Origin of the sequence: Lacticaseibacillus thailandensis DSM 22698 = JCM 13996 (assembly GCF_001436135.1) — a bacterium.
GTDB classification, from domain to species: Bacteria; Bacillota; Bacilli; order Lactobacillales; family Lactobacillaceae; genus Lacticaseibacillus; species Lacticaseibacillus thailandensis.
The window spans coordinates 106,811-124,808 of sequence record NZ_AYZK01000004.1 but is presented as its reverse complement, the minus strand read 5'-3'; the positions used below and the strand labels follow the sequence as shown (position 1 = coordinate 124,808).

Sequence of the window (17,998 nt, the reverse complement as noted above, 5' to 3'; positions counted from 1 at the left end):
ATGGCAACGATGGGTGTACCATCCGCCTCAACTGGGCGGTAACCCCAAAAGCCCATCCCGGTCTGGCGCCGGAATGGGCTTTACTTAGCTGCTCGCTCAGGTTACACATGCTCACGGTATTAGCGGATGTGTAATTTACCCACGCCCTTATCACCAGCTTTGTCCAGTTGGATCTTCGTGTTGGACGTACCCAGACGCTTAAATGTTTCTTTGGGCGTCAATATCGCGGCCGTGCTCGCCCTAAACCCGTAGAACCGTGAACTACCAATTTTTTTATCAATACGGTCCGGTTTAGCGGACAATTCCATCCACCAACCATTGTTACGTAGTGCCGGCATGGCGGTGGCATTGAATGACATGTTGGAAATCTTACCACCGCTGTTAGAATCCTGGACCGGAATGCCCATCCGGCGATCGAATTCCGCAGTATCAATGGGCATTTGCTTCTTGCCCCAAACCTGCGCATGACCAAAAACCACTTTTTCACGGATGGCCGTTTTACCCTTGTTATTACTGCTATTAGGCGCAATGTAAGCCTTGACCTTTTGCGGTGTTGGCGCCACGTAATCGCCCGAGGCAGTGTTTTGCAACCAGTTGAAGTACTTTTGGGCGTAATCGCGGTCGTAATTAATACGCATGTCCACGTCGTCGTCACCGTCAAAGCCGTTCTCAACGTAATCATCAGTCATGATGCGATTACCATTAGCCACGACATTATCAACAAATGATTTCCGGTAGTATTTATAAGTCTTTTTGTCCAACGCTTCGTACTTCGCAATAATCTGATCGGTGGACATTTTGCTTAGTTGTCCTAACGTCAGTGCTTTGTCAAAAGACCGCACCGTCCAGTCCTTTCTACTGTAGTAAGTGGGGTGTAAACTATCCCCAGCCGTGACCGCAGACAATTCCACCGCCATGCCATTCTTAACCACGAAGATTTCTGGAACCTCCGTACTAGCATCCATGCTGACCTTGCCAGTTTGTTCAATTTGGGCCCTAAAATCGATTGGTAACCACACGGTTGGTTTGCGCGATTGCAACGCTTGCCCATAAAACTTCTTGGATTGGTGTCCACACGCGCTTAATGCGAGTACCGCCATCAAACCCACCGCTAGTGCCCAGAACTTATGCCCACGCTTCATTCTCTTCATCCTCCTGCCCCCAAAATCAATCAGTACTGCCAGTTTCAACCCAGCTCGACGAATAAATTCATCTTGCGTGATTGCGATACCCTCAAGTGCGAATCGGGCTATTTAACTGTGCCCCCATTATATAAAGCCTTTTTTGACGGCAGTATTTGCAGAAGCAAAATAGCAGGATTTTTTGCCCGGATTTTGCATATTTGTAATTTAGTGGGGCTAGGTGAGGCAAAAATTACGGCAGGAGCAGTACCGAGCACCGTTGGCTAGGCCTTCCGCCCGCGGTAATTCCGGCCGTACCTGTCGGTGTTTGACCTTGTCCACGCCAAAAAGTTACGCGCAACCCATTGACATTCACGTCAAATCCCGTAGAATGTAATAGTGCTCAATTAATTGACATTGCCCGTTGGTCAAGGGGTTAAGACGTCGCGTTCTCAGCGCGAAAACACGGGTTCGAATCCCGTACGGGTGATCAGTAAAACAAACACAGGTTTTGTTCAGCGAGGAATGCCGCTATGGCGGGGTTTCTCGCTTTTTTATTTGACAGGAATAAAACGCAAAATGCATGGTCAGGATCGCGAATAAACGATTTTGTAGTTGATCGCGCATTGAGCTTTGCGTGCCACTCGCGGTCACCGTGGACCCACTTCTTGACCACGCGCATTTGCGCGGCGCTGGCCCTCTTTGCAACCATCGTAAAACTTCCCTAGACGATAAAGTCATGCCATAACGTTAATAATGCCAAGATGATTGCCACAACCGCTAGCGTTACGGTCGCTTTTTCCACCATTTGCAGAAACCCGCTCTCCGGGTGCTATAATGGACGTAATTACATTTCAGTATCCACGGGGGCAACATGGTTCAACTAGTTTTGGTTCGTCACGGTGAAAGCACCGCCAACTTTGATAATACCTACACCGGTTGGTCCGACGTCGACTTAACGGCGCACGGTCGCGCCCAAGCACACGTTGCTGGCCAACTGATCGCCGCCAGCGGCCTACAGTTCACGGCGGTTCACACTTCGATGTTGCGGCGCGCCATCATGACCGCCTACATCATTCAGGACGAGTTACACGCCAACTGGCTACCTATCACCAAGAGTTGGCGTCTTAACGAGCGGCACTACGGCGCGCTACGTGGGTTGAACAAGGACAAAACGCGGGCGTTGTTTGGCCGCCAACAGGTGGCCCAGTGGCGGCGGAGTTACACCGCCGAGCCACCACACTTAGCCCGGGCACACCACCAACGCCGCTACGCCCACTGGCCCACGAGTATCATCCCCACCGGTGAGAGCTTAGCCGACGCCAGTGCGCGGTTGTTGCCCTACTGGAACGACGCGGTGGTGCCGCAGCTACGGGCGGGCCACAACCAGCTGATCGTCGCGCACGGTTCGACGTTGCGGGCCCTCATTAAGCACCTGGAAGGCATCGCTGACACCGACATTGATGGGGTCGAGGTTGGCAACGCCGCCCCCATCGTCTACACGCTCAACCAGCGGCTGGCAATTACGGATAAAGTGACGTTAGCGGAGAAATAAAAAACGTGATGTCCCGCGAAGTTGTCACCAACTTTGCAAAACATCACGTCAGTTTAAATTAATTCACCATGGTGGTACCGGACGGTTCGTAGAAATCGCCCGGCACCACTTTTTTATGCGTGTACAAGCCAACCAGTAGCGGCCATTTCCGCCGCACATAAAAAAAGCACCCCCAACCGTCAACGGTGCGGGTGCTAACAATCAATGATAGTCACGCTACTCAATGGTCGCGTTACTTTTTCTCGGTATCCTTAGCGTCCTTGGTGTCCTTCGTGTCGCTGGCCGGCTTAATGGTCTTGACCGCGCCAGACTTCCGGGCGTTCTTATTCTTGTTCTTGGCTTCATCCTCTTCGGTGACCGGCGCCTTAACGGGCTTGCCCCCAAGCTTGATGTTCGCAAAGTTGATGACGGTCTTGTGTTTCAGGTCTTCAACCACCACGGAATCCTCCGTGTCAAAATCGTCAATCGTGAGCATAGCGGAGTTGGTGTAAATCTTTTCCACGGTGCCCTTGAAGCCATTCGGCACACTCGTGCCTTTGGCGACGTCAACCTTGTCACCAACCGCTAACTCAACTGCGTTAGCGGGAATTTTTGCCTTGTTTTTTGCCTTTGACTTTGATTCTGCCATCGTGCACCTCCTGCGCTGTTCTATCGCCACCTGGCGATTACGTCGAAAACCATTATAACCGTTTTGCGGGCCGCCGTCGACTGGTCAACACTATGCGCGCACCTGCCCGTTACCGACGATCTCGTACTTCGTGGTGGTCAGCGCGTCCAACCCCATCGGGCCGCGCGCGTGCAATTTCTGCGTACTAATGCCGATTTCAGCACCAAAGCCAAACTTAAAGCCGTCAGTGAACCGCGTCGAAGCGTTCACGTAAACGCAAGCAGCATCAACCAAGTCCTGGAAGCGGCGACTGTGGGCCAAGTTGTTGGTGATGATGACCTCGGAGTGCTTGGTGTTGTGCGCGTTGATGTGCGCGATTGCGGCATCGACATCGTCCACGACTTTGACCGCCATGATCAAGTCGTTGTACTCGGTATCCCAGTCCTCAGCGGTTGCCGCCACCATGTCCGGCACGATGGCGCGGGCCCGGTCGTCACCACGCAGCTCCACACCGTGCGCACGCAGGTCAGCCGCCAGTACTGGCAGGTAGGCATCAGCCACGCTGGCGTTGATCAACAGCTTTTCAGCCGCGTTGCAGACGGACGGACGCTGGACCTTGGCGTTGATGACGATCTTACGCGCCATTTCCAGGTCCGCCGCGTCGTCCACGTAGATGTGACAGTTGCCCGCCCCGGTCTCGATCACCGGCACGGTTGCCGTCTGCACGACCCGGTTGATCAAGCCGGCCCCACCACGCGGGATCAGCACGTCAACGTACTGATTCAGGTGCATCAGCTCCGTCGCCAGCGCGTGGCTCGGGTCGGTAATCAGCTGGACGGCGTCGGCAGGCAGGTCGATGCTGGTCAGGGCGTGACGCAAAGTCGTAGCCAGAGCCTGGTTACTATGCAACGCTTCTTTGCCCCCACGCAGGATAACGGCGTTGCCGCTCTTAAAGGTGAGCCCGGCCGCATCTACGGTCACGTTAGGGCGCGCTTCGTAAATCATCGCTACCACGCCAAGCGGTACGCGCCGCTGGGTAATGGTCAGCCCGTCCTCGGTCACCCACCCGCGGTCGATCTGTGCCGTTGGGTCCGGCAACTGCGCCACTTGGCGCAAACCCGCCGCCATGTCCTGCACGCGAGCGGGTGTCAACCGTAGCCGGTCGAGGAACCGGGGATCGATGGTGGCTCCGTCCAGGTCCTGCTGGTTGGCCGCCAGGATGGTGTCGGTCGCGGCAATCACGGCGTCAGCCATCACGTTAAGGGCCCGCTGCTTGTCGGGATCCGGCAACTGCGCCAGGGTGGCCGCCGCGGCTTTGGCTGCGCGACCCATGGCCTGTAAATCGTTCGTTTGTACGTTGTCCATGTTCAAATTCCTCCTATTAACTCCTTACCGTGACTGTGCGGATTGCGCGTGTGGCATCTTGTTAGCTGGCGCAAAGCGAGTGCCGATGTCCTCCCCCGCCATGACGCGCAGCACCACCCGCGGGTCGGCGCCGTTAACCAACACCATCGTTTTGCCCGCCGTAATCATTGTGTTGGCGGCCTTGAGCTTAGTGACCATGCCGCCCGTACCAAAGCGGGTCGAGCTGCCACTGGCGCCGGCGAGAATCGCGTCGGTTACCCGCGTGACGTGGTGCAGCAAGTGTGCGTCGGCGTACTTACGCGGGTCGACGTTGTAGAGACCGTCGATGTCCGACATGATGATCAGGACGTCGGCGTCCACTTGCCGCGCAACAAGGGCGGAGAGCTGATCGTTATCGCCAAAGGTGGTGCGGTGATCCATTTCATCAGTCGCCACCGAGTCGTTTTCGTTGATGACCGGAATAATGTTTTGCGCCAGTAACGCTTCAATAGTGTCAAGCACGTGGATGCGGCTAACGGGGTAATCAAAGACGTCGTACGTCAACAGCAACTGTCCCACCATTGTCCCGTAGTCAGTAAACCGGCGGGTGTACAACGACATCAGTTGCGATTGACCAATCGCAGCCAGGGCTTGTTGGCCGGCAATGGCGGCGGGGCGCTCGTGCTGACCCAGCATGTCGAGGCCGACCCCGATGGCACCAGATGACACCAGGAGGACTTCGCAACCCTGGTTCTGCAGGGCGGTGAGAGCATAGGCCAGACGGTCGATAGTTTGCAGGTTCACTTTGCCATCCGGATAGATGAGGCTACTTGTACCAATTTTAACTACTACCCGTTTTGTGCGTGTCTGTGCCATCATGTTGCCGTCCTCCACGTGCGTTCCTGTGACAAAAAGCGTTGCCCGACCGAGGCACCCTCACCGGGCGGTACCATCCTCGTTCGAAGCAACGCTTCACTCTTTGACTACCATATATGCTTGTTCATCTGTTCCTGCCAGCTTGGATTCGTGCGCATTGAACGGCTTGCAGTCCGTGACCATTCTCCCTGTGAGGCACTACTATGACTGGCGGTGGGCCGCGGCCCAAAACCTGTCGTTATCATACGGCCATCGACTTACTTTTGTCAAGGCGGTTGCAATTTAGGGTAAACTTTTGCATGTTGGTCATTTATACTGTAGGTGTTTGGTTCTAGTTTGAGGGGTACCACACCGTTGGGCGTGCCGCTGGGGTAGCCGCGCGCCCCGACTTTGAGGAGGACACCCTTTGATTACACTCACTAACACACAATTTACCGCCACCGTCAACCCGTTCGGCGCCGAGCTCACCACGTTGACTCGTCGCCAGGACGGGCGCGAATACATCTGGTCCGACACCACCGGAAAATACTGGGGCCGTCACGCCCCGATCCTGTTTCCCGCCATCGGTCGGTCCAACGACGACCAGTACGTCGTCGACGGTCGGACGTACCCGATGCACCAGCACGGCTTTGCCCGCGACTTTGAATTCACGGACGTCACGCAAAGTCGCGACGACACCGTCACCCTGACGTTGCATGACAATGCCGAGACGCGGAAGCTGTACCCGTTTGCCTTTGCCCTCACCGTCACCTACACGCTGACCGTGACCGGACTCGCGGTCCACTACACCGTCGCCAACACCTCTGCCCAGCCGTTACCGTTTGCGCTGGGGTCACACCCCGGCTTTGCGCTCAGCCAGCCGCTGGATCAGTACGTCGTCACGCTGACCGGCGCCAAGCTGCCGCTCACCAAGTTCGGCATCGGACCGGTACCGTTCCGCAATGGCAAAGTCGAGCCGCTGACCGCCGCGGACGGGGCTTCCCTGCCACTCAGCCACGAACTGCTTGATGATGGGCTGCTGATTATCAACGCGCCGGATGCCACTAGTGCCACTTTGGCCAGCAAGGATGGTAGTTACAAAGTCACGCTGAGCCTGGCCGACTTCCCGTACCTGACGCTGTGGAGTCCGGAACACAAGCACGCACCGTTCGTTTGCGTCGAGCCGTTCCACGGCCTGCCGGATGTGTCCGGGCAACCGACCGACTGGTACCAGAAGCCGGGCAACACCACTGTCGCCCCGGGTGGGCAGAGTGACTTTGGCTACACCATGACACTGGAGTAAATTAAGCAAACATTGCGCGCAAAATAGCGCCCGCACCAACGACTACAACGGTCGCTGGTGCGGGCGCTTTTGGCGTTTAGTCGCCACTGTAGTCTACAATCTTGGTCCCAGCACTACTGCCATAAACGATCTTCTGCACCTTAGTGGCGATGGCCTTGACGCGGGTAAAGTCGAGCGTCGTTTGGTTGTGGCCGTGGGTCATGATCACCAGAATATAGCGGTGGCCGTCACTGGTGGTGACGATGCCGGCGTCATTGTTGACGTCGTCGAGGAAACCGACCTTATCGGCTACCGTGGCGCCGCTGTCGACGCTCGCCACGCCGGCGGGGATACCGTCGCGGTAGACCTGCTTGCTCATCAGGCTGAGGAGGTACTGCCGGTCACTACGGTTGCTAAACACACCGGTGCCAGCCGCGAGCGCCTGTAGTAGTTGGCGCAGGCTGCGGCTGGTGGTGCTGGCCGCTTCACTGTCGCCATGGAAGACGGGGTTTGCCCACTCCTGGCTCTTGATGAACGCGTTGATGCTGGTACGCCCGTACTCCGCGAGAATACTTTCAGGAAAGGTGTTGCTGGAATTGACCACCATCTGGTAGAAGCCCTCTTTGTTCGCGGTGGTCCAACTAAACTTACCCTCCTGATGCAGGTGTAATAAGTAGGCGGCGATGAACAGCTTATAGGTGCTGGCCGAAGTCTCGGTGGTGGTGGCGTTACTGTCCACGGCAATTTTGCCGTTCCCGTACGTCAGTTGGTCGGTGGTACTGTCTGCGGCCGACCCGCTGGTAGCGTCAAGACTGTAAAAGCTGACGCTGGCATCCCCGTCTTTGGTCACCTCATTCAGGTAATGTTGCAGGTTCCGTTGGATCACGCTGCGCTTCTTGGCGGCGGTGGTCGCCGCGCTAGTGGTGGAAGAACTGCTGCTGGTGGCGGCCTGGGTGTGCTGGCCGTGACCCTGGGTGTCGCCGGCGGCCCGCCAGAAAAGGAGTGCAACAGCCATGGCGCCGAGAACGACGACAATGGCGGCCACGATTCGTTCGTGGCGGCGGTCCTGTGAATGCATATGCAAAATAATTGCCCCCAATTGCAGAATACGTCCAGTGTAGCGGGCCCACGTGGCGCCTTTGCAACCAAATTATGACGAAACCACGAATTTTTGGCACATGGTGACCTGAGGCGGAGCTGGTGATGAATGAATCAGCTCGCGGTGAAGGTCAATTAATGCTAAATATTGACGCAAAAAAGCCAGCTGGCGTTTACACACCGGCTGGCTGATACAATCAATGAACAATGGGTTGCAACGTAACGATCCCACCACCTTCGAAGGCCAGCCGTCACGGGCGCAACTGGGCTGCGAAGTGTGTGTCGCTAGTGGTTGGGCGATTGAAGCAGGGGTATGACATAAACTGATGGCACAACGCGGCAACGTTAAACAAAAAATGCCAGCCGATGCTTCCACATTAGCTGACAATTCTTATTTGCTTGTGCACAAAAATTACTAGCACCACCCACCACCACTAACACAGCCTACTTGGCGTTTAACGCGGCGGTGGCTTCTTCAAAGTCGTCAAAGTGGTGCTTGGTGTGGCCGATAATCTGGTAGTCTTCGTGGCCCTTCCCAGCAATCAGGACAACGTCGCCGGGTTGCGCCGCGTTGATGGCGTAGCGAATGGCTTCCCGCCGGTCGGTGAACCGCTGATAGCTATCCGCTGGTACGGCGCTAACGACCATATCCAGGATGCTGTCAGGGTCCTCCGTCCGTGGGTTGTCCGAAGTGAACACGGGGTCGGTCGCCAAGCGGACGGCAATCTCGCCCATGATGTGGCGCTTGTTGTGGTCACGGTCACCACCAGCACCAACCACGCAGAAGATCCGCTGCTTCGCGAACTTGCGGATGGTCGTCAAGACGTTCTCCAGGCCGTCCGGCGTGTGCGCGTAGTCGACCAGGACCACCACGTCTTTGTCGTTGGGCACCGGCTGAAAGCGGCCCGGCACCCCAGTTGCGGCTTCAATGCTGCGGATGATGTCCGGCACAGCAATACCCTGGCCGTACGCAGCCCCAAAGGCGGCCAGCACGTTGTAGACGTTGAATTCGCCCACTAGGTGCATGTGGACCGGGTACGTCCGCCCGTAGAAATGCAGGTTGAACCGCGTGCCGTGGTTGGTCGTCGCGATGTCCGTCGCCTGCACCGTAGCGGGGTGGTCCACCCCGTAGGTAATCACGTTGGCGACCGTGTGCTGCGCAATCGTAACCAGCTTAACACCGGCCGGGTCGTCGGTGTTGATGACGGCCGTCTTGCTGCGACCGTTGCGGCTCAGGCCGCTACCCAACTCACTGAACAGCAGGCTCTTGGCGGCAAAGTAGGCCGCCATGGTCTTGTGGTAGTCCAGATGGTCCTCAGTCAGGTTCGTGAACACCGCGGTGTCAAAGTCGGTCCCCCAGTTGCGGCCCTGGTCCAGTGCAATCGAGGAGACCTCAATGGCCGCCGCGGCGTTACCGGCGTCACGCATCGCAGCCAGCACCCGCTGGATGGTGTTGGCATCGGAGGTGGTATTGACCGTCGACAACTTTTCGTCCCCGACTTTGTTGTACAGCGTCCCCATAATACCTGTATTCATGCCGTTATCGCCGAGAATCTTACTGATCAGGTGGGTCACCGTGGTCTTACCGTTCGTCCCGGTCACCCCGATCACGTTCAGGTCCCGACTCGGGTTGCCGTTGAACGCGGCGGCGAGTTCCGCCAGCGCTTTGTGCGTATCTGGCACCGTCACCACCATGCCCGCGCCTTCAAAGGCGACCGGCCGCTCCACGACGGCCAGGACAGCGCCGGCCGCGAACACCTCATCCAGGTGCTCGTGACCATCAAAGTTGGCCCCGGCAATCGCGACGAAACACGCGCCCGGACGGACCTCCCGGGTATTAGCCGTCACCATGGTGATCTCCGTGGTGGCGTGATTGAGTTGGTCCCGATCATCGGGCCCAACAGCGAGAATATTAGTCAGCGTGTGTACCTGCATGCCGTTCTTCCTTTCTGAAACCGATAATTGTTACATTCTTGTAACACTAACAAACCATAGTATAACGTAAACTGACGCCGTGTGACGGCCGTTCGCGGGATTTTTAGGCTATTTTCTTGAAAACATATACTAACAAAACCGTTACGACCCACCGGCCGTAACGGTTTGTGCGTGATCCTAAATTTACAGTTGATCCAGCACCGCTTGCAGGACCGTCGCGGCGTCTGCCGGCAGCTGGTTATAGCCCTCCATGGCGGTCTTCTGCTGGTTGACGAAGTCCAGCCGCGCCTGGATCCGGGCCCGGAACGCCTGGGCGTAGTCGGCGTCAGCAAAGTCGACCGAGTACCCATCCACGGGCAGGTACTGCATCCCTGGCACTGGGCCAAAGGCGTGCCAGGTACCACGCTCATTGGCCACCTGTTCGATGGCACCCAGTGTGACCGCCGGGGTGACCTTGGTGGTGCCGTAGTAACCGGTGTTGAGGACGTAACAAGCCGTCCCGCGGTCGTGGAACAACGCTTTGAAGTCCGCATAGTCCTCGGCCAGTGGGTAACACCGGAACGGGTTCGCAAACGGCTCGATGACTAACTGATTGCGGTCCACCGGTCCCACCAGGTTCTCGGCCGTGGAGCGCTTCGTCGCCAACGTCAGGCCAAAGACCGCGGCCAGTGCCGGGTCATCGATCTGCAGAATTGGTGGCAGGGTCTCGTCCTTCATGATCCAGAAAATCGCATCCAGCGGCTCAGCTAGGTGGTCAGCCCGGTTGGGCGTCATGTAGCGGGATTTGACCGCCCGGCCGTTGTTGTTACGCAGTTCCTGGGTCACAATCACTTTCTTGCCATCCTCATCCAGCGTCACGCCCACATTTTGGCAGGTCAGGAAGTACCGGACCGCGTCGTCATAAGTGTGGTAATCAGCGGTCTTATCAAAGTAGGCCGGCTCCAGTGCCGTGGTCGAACCCGTCTGCTGGTTGATGACAAACGCGTCGTCGTGCAAAATCGTGACTTTGTACTTATCGCCGTGCTTAGCAAAGGTGATGGTCGACTTACCCGACCCCGACAGACCGTACGCCGCCATCGTGAACTTGCGGTCGCCCAAGTCGTACTGCTTCATGCCGCCATGACAGGCGACAAACCCGTTGCGGTGGGCAGTGGCCCATGCTAGCGTCAGGGTTGCCTTCTTCAGCTCGCCAAAGTAGCGCAGGCCCAGGACCGCGGCCACGTTGTGCGCCGGGTCAAAGAGCGCCAGCCCGTTCGGAAAGTCCGGGTGGGACCACTCCGGATCCGCGTACAGGTAGATGTCGTCCTCCGGCAAGGCCGCCGAGTCCGCATAATGGGCGCGGGCGTCCGCCGTCGCCAGCTGGAAATTGAGTAAGTAAGAATAGAAGTTGGGTGCGGACCGGTGGTTCAAGCACAGGTGGGCGTGTACAGAAAACTCATTACTCAGGCCCACAATGACGTCGCCACGGTCAAACTGACGGCTGGTGCCGTCAAAGATGGCTTCGCGCAAAATACCAGCATAGTAGTCAGAGTCGATGCCCGGCTGGCCGATGATGCGTCGGGCCGCCGCGGTCCGCCCCACGACTTTGCCATCATTGGATACCAGTAACTTCGCGTCCGCGGGCAACCCCAGGTCCGCGGCGTGGGCTACCGGCATATCGGTGATAATTACCCCAGGTGTTGTCGCTGCGTTGTGATACGCCGTGGCCAGATCGTCTACCGGCGTCACGTTATTACCATAAAACGCGGTTTCCACCATTACCTTGAAGTTCGAAAATAAGCGGTTGTCTGGCGCAATCGCCCCACGCGCAAATCGTTCAGTCGTGGTCATATTAATGTCCTCCATCTATGGTTCTGGCTGCAGTTCTAACCTCATATTAAGTTTAGGTGGGCAATGTATGCGCTGTCAATTATCGCCAATGGGATTTGTGCAAAAATGTACATTAACAAAAATGGGGCACACCGCGTGCACCACGTGGCATCCCCCATCACCTGTTCATTGTTCACCATTAAGCGTCTTGGCGCCGGCCGTACCACAGAAAACCACAACTGGCTAACAAACCGACACCTAACGCGGCCCAGATGCTAGGTGCGTGCTCAGATGTTTGCGGTAACGTATGCGGCGCCTGGTTAGCCAAAGTTGCGGGTGCACCGGCCGCGGTGGTAGCAACCAAACTAGTCGTCACGTGGGGGGCTACCCCGGTCGCTACGGGTATAGTGGTTGGTGCTGCCGTCGAGGTTGGCACATCTACTTTGCTTCGGTCCACCGACTGATTACCCTCAGCCCCCGGCACAACATCCACCGCCGCCTCCTCGGTGATTGTGTATTCGTGTGGGTCACTGTCCGGCAGCACGCCCTGGGGGAACGCCGCCTGGTACGTGGCGCTGTCCACCCAAAGCGACTCTGCGTCGGTACGGGTACGTACCTGCGGGTCGGTGTCGGGAAGGACCCCCGCCTGCNGGGTCGGTGTCGGGAAGGACCCCCGCCTGCGTGTAGTCGTAATAGTCATCGGCTGTAACACTGGTGGCCGGAGCTACTTGCGTCCGTACCTGCGGGTCGGTGTCCGGCTCGGCACCTGCCTGTGTGTAGTCGTAGTAGTCATCCGCGGCAACACTCACCGCTGGTGGTACCTGCGTCCGTGCTTGCGGGTCGGTGTCTGGTAGCACACCTTCGCGCGTGTAATCATAGTAATCATCCGCATCAACACTCACCGCTGGTGGTACCTGTGTCCGTACTTGCGGGTCAGTGTCTGACAGTACACCCGGCTGTGTGTAGTCGTAATAGTCATCGGCTGTATCACTGGTGGCTGGGGCTACTTGCGTCCGCACCTGCGGATCAGTGTCCGGCTCGGCACCTGCCTGTGTATAGTCGTAGTAGTTATCCGCGGCAACACTCACCGCTGGTGGCACCTGCGTCCGTACTTGCGGGTCGGTGTCCGGCAGTACACCTGCGCGCGCGTAATCATAGTAATCATCCGCATCAACACTCACGGCTGGTGGCAACTGTGTCCGCACTTGCGGATCACTGTCCGGCAGTACACCTGCGCGCGTGTAGTCATAGTAGTCTTCCGACTCAACACTCACGGCTGGCGGCACCTGCGTCCGCACTTGCGGGTCGGTGTCCGGCAGTACACCCGCCGGCGTGTAGTCGTAGTAATCGTCCGCATCAACGCTCACAGCTGATGGCACCTGTGTCCGTACTTGCGGGTCAGTATCCGGCAATACACCTTCACGCGTGTAGTCGTAGTAATCATCGGCGTTAACACTCAATGCTGGCGGCACCTGCGTCCGCACTTGCGGGTCGGTGTCCGGCAGTACACCCGGCTGTGTGTAGTCGTAGTAATCATCCGCATCAACACTCACCGCTGGTGGTACCTGTGTCCGTACTTGTGGATCAGTGTCTGGCAGCACACCCGCCCGCGTGTAGTCGTAGTAATCGTCTGCATCAACGCTCACCGCTGGCGGTACCTGCGTCCGTACTTGCGGGTCGGTGTCCGGCAGTACGCCTGCCCGCGTGTAATCGTAGTAATCATCCGCATCAACACTCACCGCTGGCGGTACCTGTGTCCGTACTTGTGGATCAGTGTCTGGCAATACGCCGGTCGGGAACGCTGCCTGGTACGTCTCCTGATCCACCCACAACCCCGGTTGATCTACCTGGGTGCGCACCTGCGGATCAGTGTCTGGCAATACACCTGCGCGCGTGTAGTCATAGTAATCATCAGCATCAACACTCACCGCTGGTGGTACCTGCGTCCGTACTTGCGGGTCAGTGTCTGGCAATACACCTTCACGCGTGTAGTTGTAGTAATCATCAGCATCAACACTCACCGCTGGCGGCACCTGTGTCCTTATTTGCGGGTCGGTGTCTGGCAATACGCCAGTAGGAAAGGCCGCCTGGTACGTCTCCTGGTCCACCCACAACCCCGGTTGATCTACCTGAGTGCGCACCTGCGGGTCACTGTTCGGCAATACACCCGCCCGTGTGTAATCATAGTAATCATTCGCGGTCACACTCACTGCTGGTGGCACCTGCGTCCGTACTTGCGGGTCAGTGTCTGGCAATACGCCCGGCCGTGTGTAGTCGTAGTAGTCCTCTGGCAACACCGCCGTCGCCGGCCCGGTCGCCGTGCGGGTGTGCGTGCCGTAGACTAAATCAAAGCGGCCATACATATCCGTCCACCAACCCTGGTAGCAGTACAAGTAGTTGTCCATATAGCTCAGCAACGTCGCCAAAGTCGCCCCGTCACCGAGTTGGTCAAGCCATACTGATAGTGTGTGGGTTGGCCCATTGCGTGTGAACCGGAGTGTGGACTGGGTGTAGTTCAAAGCCAGTCCAGACACTGTCACTGGTGGGGTCGCGATGCCCTCACCATCGGGTCCGACCGTCGTCCGGTCCGTGTCCATCCACCGTAATGTCCGCCCCTGTTCGTCCTCGTAGGTCGTCATAACCTGGTAATCCTCCGCTTGGCGGTGTTCCGTCGTACTGTCAGTCACCGCCAGCCGTTTTACGGGTGGCGTCACCGTTACGGTCGCCGACGCTTCCGGTGCGGCACTGCTCGCGGGTGCCGGTGCTGACGCGACCGTAGCCGCACTACTGGCTACCGCACTGTTATCCGCGCGCGCCGCGGTGCTGGTAGCCGCAGTGCTGGTAGTCGCGCTGACTGCCGTGCTAGAACTAACCGTGCCGATGGCCCCACTGGAACCAGCCAAAGTCTTGGCGTCACTGCCCACCATCGAGCCTGACGCACTAGAGCTTGGCTCCTCCGTTACCGTTGCGGTCACCGTCGCGGCCGTGGTCGGTGCGGTCGTCGCGGCATTGACGGCGACGTCACTCACCGCTACCCCGCCAACTATCGCCAAAGCCATGGCGCACCACCGACTACCGGCCTTAAATAATTTCACTCGTCGGATCACCCGTTGCCAGGTAGCGCGGACGCCGCGTTGCTGTTGCTGTCGTTTCATGTTCTCCCTCCATGATCGCCACCGTGCTTAGCGGTGGACTAAGGCTAATTACTCGACACCTTCAGCGTACTGGCAACGTTCAATGCCTGCCAACAGCAACCTGTGCGGTCTTGACACCCCCCCTGCTGGCAACCATTAAAAAACTAATCTTCACACCACCCAATCGCTACACACCACCGATAAGGAGAACCCTCGCCGCAACGTGCAGTGATCGTGGCGGGGCTGGTACTGAGTGTGTTACTCATCACGTGTCCATCAATACATTTATATGTACCCACCGAAACTTTGATAGTGACAAAGTCAACATGTGCAAAAATTCACTGCGCTACCCAAAACGGCGCCGGTAGACAAAAAAACGAGCCCACCAACAGCTGCACGTGCAGCGCTAGTGGACTCATTATCATTATTCAACTAATTATTAAGCAACCAGTTCGGGCTTGGCGTCCTTGACCGGAATCTCGCGGACTTCGTAAGCTGTTTCCGGTACGCCATCGTGACGGAGTACCGTCATGAACTTGCGGGCGTTAAACGACTTGCCGTCCGGGTCAATCAACATCAAGTGGTCGTGCTTATCGTTCCATTCCCACTCGCCCATGTCCTTCAGGTCGGGGTGGCTCGCTGGATCCAAGTCCACCGGGTCGAAGAATTCGATTCGTACAAACACTGCGTCGGGTTCGTCCGCCGCGTTGGCCAGGAATGCCTTTGCTGCCGTTTCGTCTTTTGCCATATTCATCAACCTCCACTGATTTTTCCAACCGTCCAATACCGTGGTAGGCAAAGCCGGCGCGAGTTGCTCAGTCAAAGCTGGGAGGTATGCTTGGTCGTCACTTCACCGCGGTGAAAGGACTTACAACTTTATGGTAGTCAGCGCCAGCGTGAAAGTCAATTGTGTTTTCAAACTGGGTCGGGCCCGGACATTTGCTCGCAACCACGGAGCTGTGGTCGCTACTTCAAGCGCAATTTTACATAAATGCAAAATCACACCAAGTTTTGGCCCAAAACTTGCTGCAATTTGCCGCGTTTGTTTGCCCAGGGACGATAATAACAGACGTACGGTTGCCCTGGCAAACGGCGTCATTGTGGACCGTGAAGGAGGTGAAACAGTAACAAACAAGTCTAAACATAATCGGGTTGTTCAACGGTAATTAACGCCGTGTATTCTGTCCATGATGGCCCATTATTCTGCGGTATTCATTGTCATTCCAATCTGAGCCCAACCGTGCCGTAATTTGTTAATTTTAAGCATGCGCAATAATGGGGGAATTTATTATGTCTGATAAAATTTTGAAGTCTAAGAAGTTTGTTTACACGTCACTGGCAGCTGTTGCCTTGATGGGTGTTGGTACTGCCGCTGCAGTCAATACGCACGCATTTGGTAATGACGCTGTTGCTACTGTTCACGCCGACGAATATGAAGCCATCGACCAAATTGGTGCTACTTGGAATGAGGGTGATGGTAGCGCACCATATGTCGATGGCATTGAAACTGATGGACCTGTTTATCTAATTCCTAATAAGGTGATTGCTATCAATGTTCCTAAGGCGGATGGATATACAGCAAATGAATCTGTTGTTCACATTAAGGTTAATTCAACCGGCGATGGGTTCGCTCCTGAATCTGACCTGATGAATTTGGTTTACACGAAGAATTTTGCTTCCTCAACTTCAACTTCCAGTTCGGCAGCATCATCTAGTCAGTCTGCTGCAAGTCAGAGTTCTTCAACAACTCCAGCAAAGACAACGAGTAGTTCTTCGGCTGCTTCATCTGCAAGTCAACCAGCTACTAAGGCAAGTTCCAGTTCGCAGGCGGCTTCCGCACCTTCGTCCTCTGCTACCAATAATGATAACGGCGGCACAAAGGCGACTACCGGCACAACCGCTACTGCAACAACACTTGCTACCCAAAAGGCTAACGCCAAGGCCACAATTAATGGGGATAGTAAGTTAACGGCCACGGAGAAGGCTAATGCAATCAAGGCAATTGATGCCGCCACTACTCCCGCTGGTGTCGCAGCTGTCGTCAGTGCTGCCAAGCAGGGCACGAACGCCTCGACTGGTGCGGCTACTTCTGGTAGTGCGGCCAAGTCGGGCGATGTTCAAACCGGCGTAACTAACAACGCTTTTGCCGGCATCGCTGGCGGTGTAGCCACATTCCTTGGTACCCTGGGTCTGGCACTGCGCAAGTTAGTAGCTTAACGCTACCGTATTTATCCATGATCCATCTCTACTGGTTAATTTTGGGAGCCTTCCCCATCACGGGAAGGCTTTTTTGGTGGCAAAATAAAAAGCCTTCCCATTCCAGGAAGACTAACTCAACCGCATTCACTGTTGCTGTGTTGGAGAGGTAACTACCGCGCTTACTTGAGCGCAACACTGACGAAGGTGCGGGACTTTTCGACCGGCACGGTCTGTCCGGCATCGCCCGTAGTACTGTCATTGGCACAAGTCCACAAGGTAGCCATCTTTTTGATCGACTTTAACTTGACGTTAGTTTTGACCTTGCTCCGGGATTTCAGATAGCTCAGGTAGTTTGCAAACTTTTGGGCGCTGCTAAAGCGTAAAGTGTGCGCAATTGAAGGCCCACTGTTAGTTTGGACGGCAAAAACGGTCCCCACGTACCGCTTCTTGGGGGTGTATATGTATACGTGCCGGTGCCGGTTCAGAAATTCTTGCTTCAAAAAGTCGTTGAGCCCGGCGAACATCGAGCCATTGTACATGTTGTGCCCATACAGGAACGTATTCCGCGCCGTAAAGTTAGGTTTATCCCGGTAGTCGATAAAAATTTGCCCCGAGACCGAGGCCTGGTCGCGTTCGTCATGGTGGAGATAGTAGGTATTATTACTACCAGCCATCACCGCGTAGTTGATGCGCGTGCCGGGCACATAAATCCAGGCCTTGATTTTAGGGTTAATTTGGTGGAGTTTCCGCCAGTTAACGCTAATATTACCCGCAGCCGGCATGGTGGTTTGGTTAGTGTGACGCTTCTTGGTCACCTGCTTCGTCAATCGTTGCGCAGCCGCACGCTCGTGGGCCACTTCATGTTGCTGGTACAGGTAACGCCCACCGAAAAATAGGCCAATAACAAGCACAACAATCAACGCTAAATCGATGATATGCGCTAGTCGCTGGTTACCCCTTCCCTTTTTCGACACGTCCCCCAACCTCCTTTGGATCAATTATCGCAATACTCGCTGAAGCCCATTGTATCACGCTTGCCCGGCAATTAACGTCAGTACC

General features: G+C 56.2%; 14 protein-coding genes and 1 tRNA gene. 4 read left to right on the top strand and 11 right to left on the bottom strand.

Annotated features, from left to right (window positions below):
- Positions 1–119: 119 nt before the first annotated feature.
- Positions 120–1,151, bottom strand: coding sequence for a hypothetical protein (locus FD19_RS07245; protein WP_156639666.1), 1,032 nt, complete (start codon positions 1,149–1,151; stop codon positions 120–122).
- Between the two features lie 388 nt (positions 1,152–1,539).
- Here FD19_RS07245 and FD19_RS07240 point away from each other — a divergent pair.
- Positions 1,540–1,611, top strand: a tRNA-Glu gene (locus FD19_RS07240).
- Positions 1,612–1,995: 384 nt separating this feature from the next.
- Entirely contained in the window at positions 1,996–2,676 is a 681-nt protein-coding gene (locus FD19_RS07230) for a 2,3-bisphosphoglycerate-dependent phosphoglycerate mutase (RefSeq protein ID WP_056969524.1), read from the top strand.
- 232 nt (positions 2,677–2,908) lie between these two features.
- On the opposite strand, the gene FD19_RS07225 is transcribed toward FD19_RS07230, so the two are convergent.
- From FD19_RS07225 to proB, 3 genes are all read right to left on the bottom strand, one after another.
- Positions 2,909–3,304, bottom strand: coding sequence for a hypothetical protein (locus tag FD19_RS07225; RefSeq protein ID WP_235804146.1), 396 nt, complete (start codon positions 3,302–3,304; stop codon positions 2,909–2,911).
- A gap of 90 nt (positions 3,305–3,394) precedes the next feature.
- The gene (locus FD19_RS07220; RefSeq protein ID WP_054750663.1) at positions 3,395–4,648 is read right to left on the bottom strand and encodes a glutamate-5-semialdehyde dehydrogenase; all 1,254 of its coding nucleotides are present in this window, start codon (positions 4,646–4,648) and stop codon (positions 3,395–3,397) included.
- 24 nt (positions 4,649–4,672) lie between these two features.
- Positions 4,673–5,506 (bottom strand): glutamate 5-kinase, encoded by an 834-nt coding sequence (proB, locus tag FD19_RS07215; protein WP_420836033.1) that lies wholly within the window; start codon positions 5,504–5,506, stop codon positions 4,673–4,675.
- A 403-nt stretch (positions 5,507–5,909) separates the two neighbouring features.
- Between proB and FD19_RS07210 the strand changes: the two genes are divergently transcribed.
- Positions 5,910–6,785: an aldose 1-epimerase family protein gene (locus FD19_RS07210; RefSeq protein ID WP_056969522.1), complete on the top strand. Its 876-nt coding sequence runs from the start codon at positions 5,910–5,912 to the stop codon at positions 6,783–6,785.
- 76 nt (positions 6,786–6,861) lie between these two features.
- Here the strand turns inward: FD19_RS07210 and FD19_RS07205 are convergent, their stop codons facing one another.
- The 6 genes from FD19_RS07205 to FD19_RS07180 form a co-directional block, all read right to left on the bottom strand.
- On the bottom strand, positions 6,862–7,842 hold the full coding sequence (locus FD19_RS07205) for a serine hydrolase (protein ID WP_082383881.1): 981 nt from the start codon (positions 7,840–7,842) through the stop codon (positions 6,862–6,864).
- A gap of 464 nt (positions 7,843–8,306) precedes the next feature.
- Positions 8,307–9,797, bottom strand: coding sequence for a UDP-N-acetylmuramoyl-L-alanyl-D-glutamate--2,6-diaminopimelate ligase (locus FD19_RS07200; RefSeq protein WP_054750666.1), 1,491 nt, complete (start codon positions 9,795–9,797; stop codon positions 8,307–8,309).
- A gap of 183 nt (positions 9,798–9,980) precedes the next feature.
- Positions 9,981–11,627 carry a phosphoenolpyruvate carboxykinase (ATP) gene (locus tag FD19_RS07195; RefSeq protein ID WP_054750667.1) on the bottom strand — a complete coding sequence of 549 codons (1,647 nt, stop codon included), beginning with the start codon at positions 11,625–11,627 and terminating at the stop codon, positions 9,981–9,983.
- A gap of 178 nt (positions 11,628–11,805) precedes the next feature.
- Positions 11,806–11,982, bottom strand: a complete 177-nt coding sequence (locus tag FD19_RS10065) for an LPXTG cell wall anchor domain-containing protein (RefSeq protein ID WP_420836034.1) — start codon at positions 11,980–11,982, stop codon at positions 11,806–11,808.
- A gap of 275 nt (positions 11,983–12,257) precedes the next feature.
- A partial coding sequence (locus FD19_RS10060; protein WP_420836032.1) for a KxYKxGKxW signal peptide domain-containing protein occupies positions 12,258–14,761 on the bottom strand: 2,504 nt, incomplete at its 3' end.
- A 418-nt stretch (positions 14,762–15,179) separates the two neighbouring features.
- Positions 15,180–15,488, bottom strand: coding sequence for a hypothetical protein (locus FD19_RS07180; protein WP_054750782.1), 309 nt, complete (start codon positions 15,486–15,488; stop codon positions 15,180–15,182).
- 542 nt (positions 15,489–16,030) lie between these two features.
- On the opposite strand from FD19_RS07180, the gene FD19_RS07175 reads away from it, so the two are divergent.
- Positions 16,031–16,957 carry a GA module-containing protein gene (locus tag FD19_RS07175; protein WP_056969516.1) on the top strand — a complete coding sequence of 309 codons (927 nt, stop codon included), beginning with the start codon at positions 16,031–16,033 and terminating at the stop codon, positions 16,955–16,957.
- Between the two features lie 161 nt (positions 16,958–17,118).
- Here FD19_RS07175 and srtB read toward each other — a convergent pair whose 3' ends face one another.
- Positions 17,119–17,913, bottom strand: coding sequence for a class B sortase (gene srtB / locus FD19_RS07170; RefSeq protein WP_056969514.1), 795 nt, complete (start codon positions 17,911–17,913; stop codon positions 17,119–17,121).
- Between the last annotated feature and the right edge of the window lie 85 nt (positions 17,914–17,998).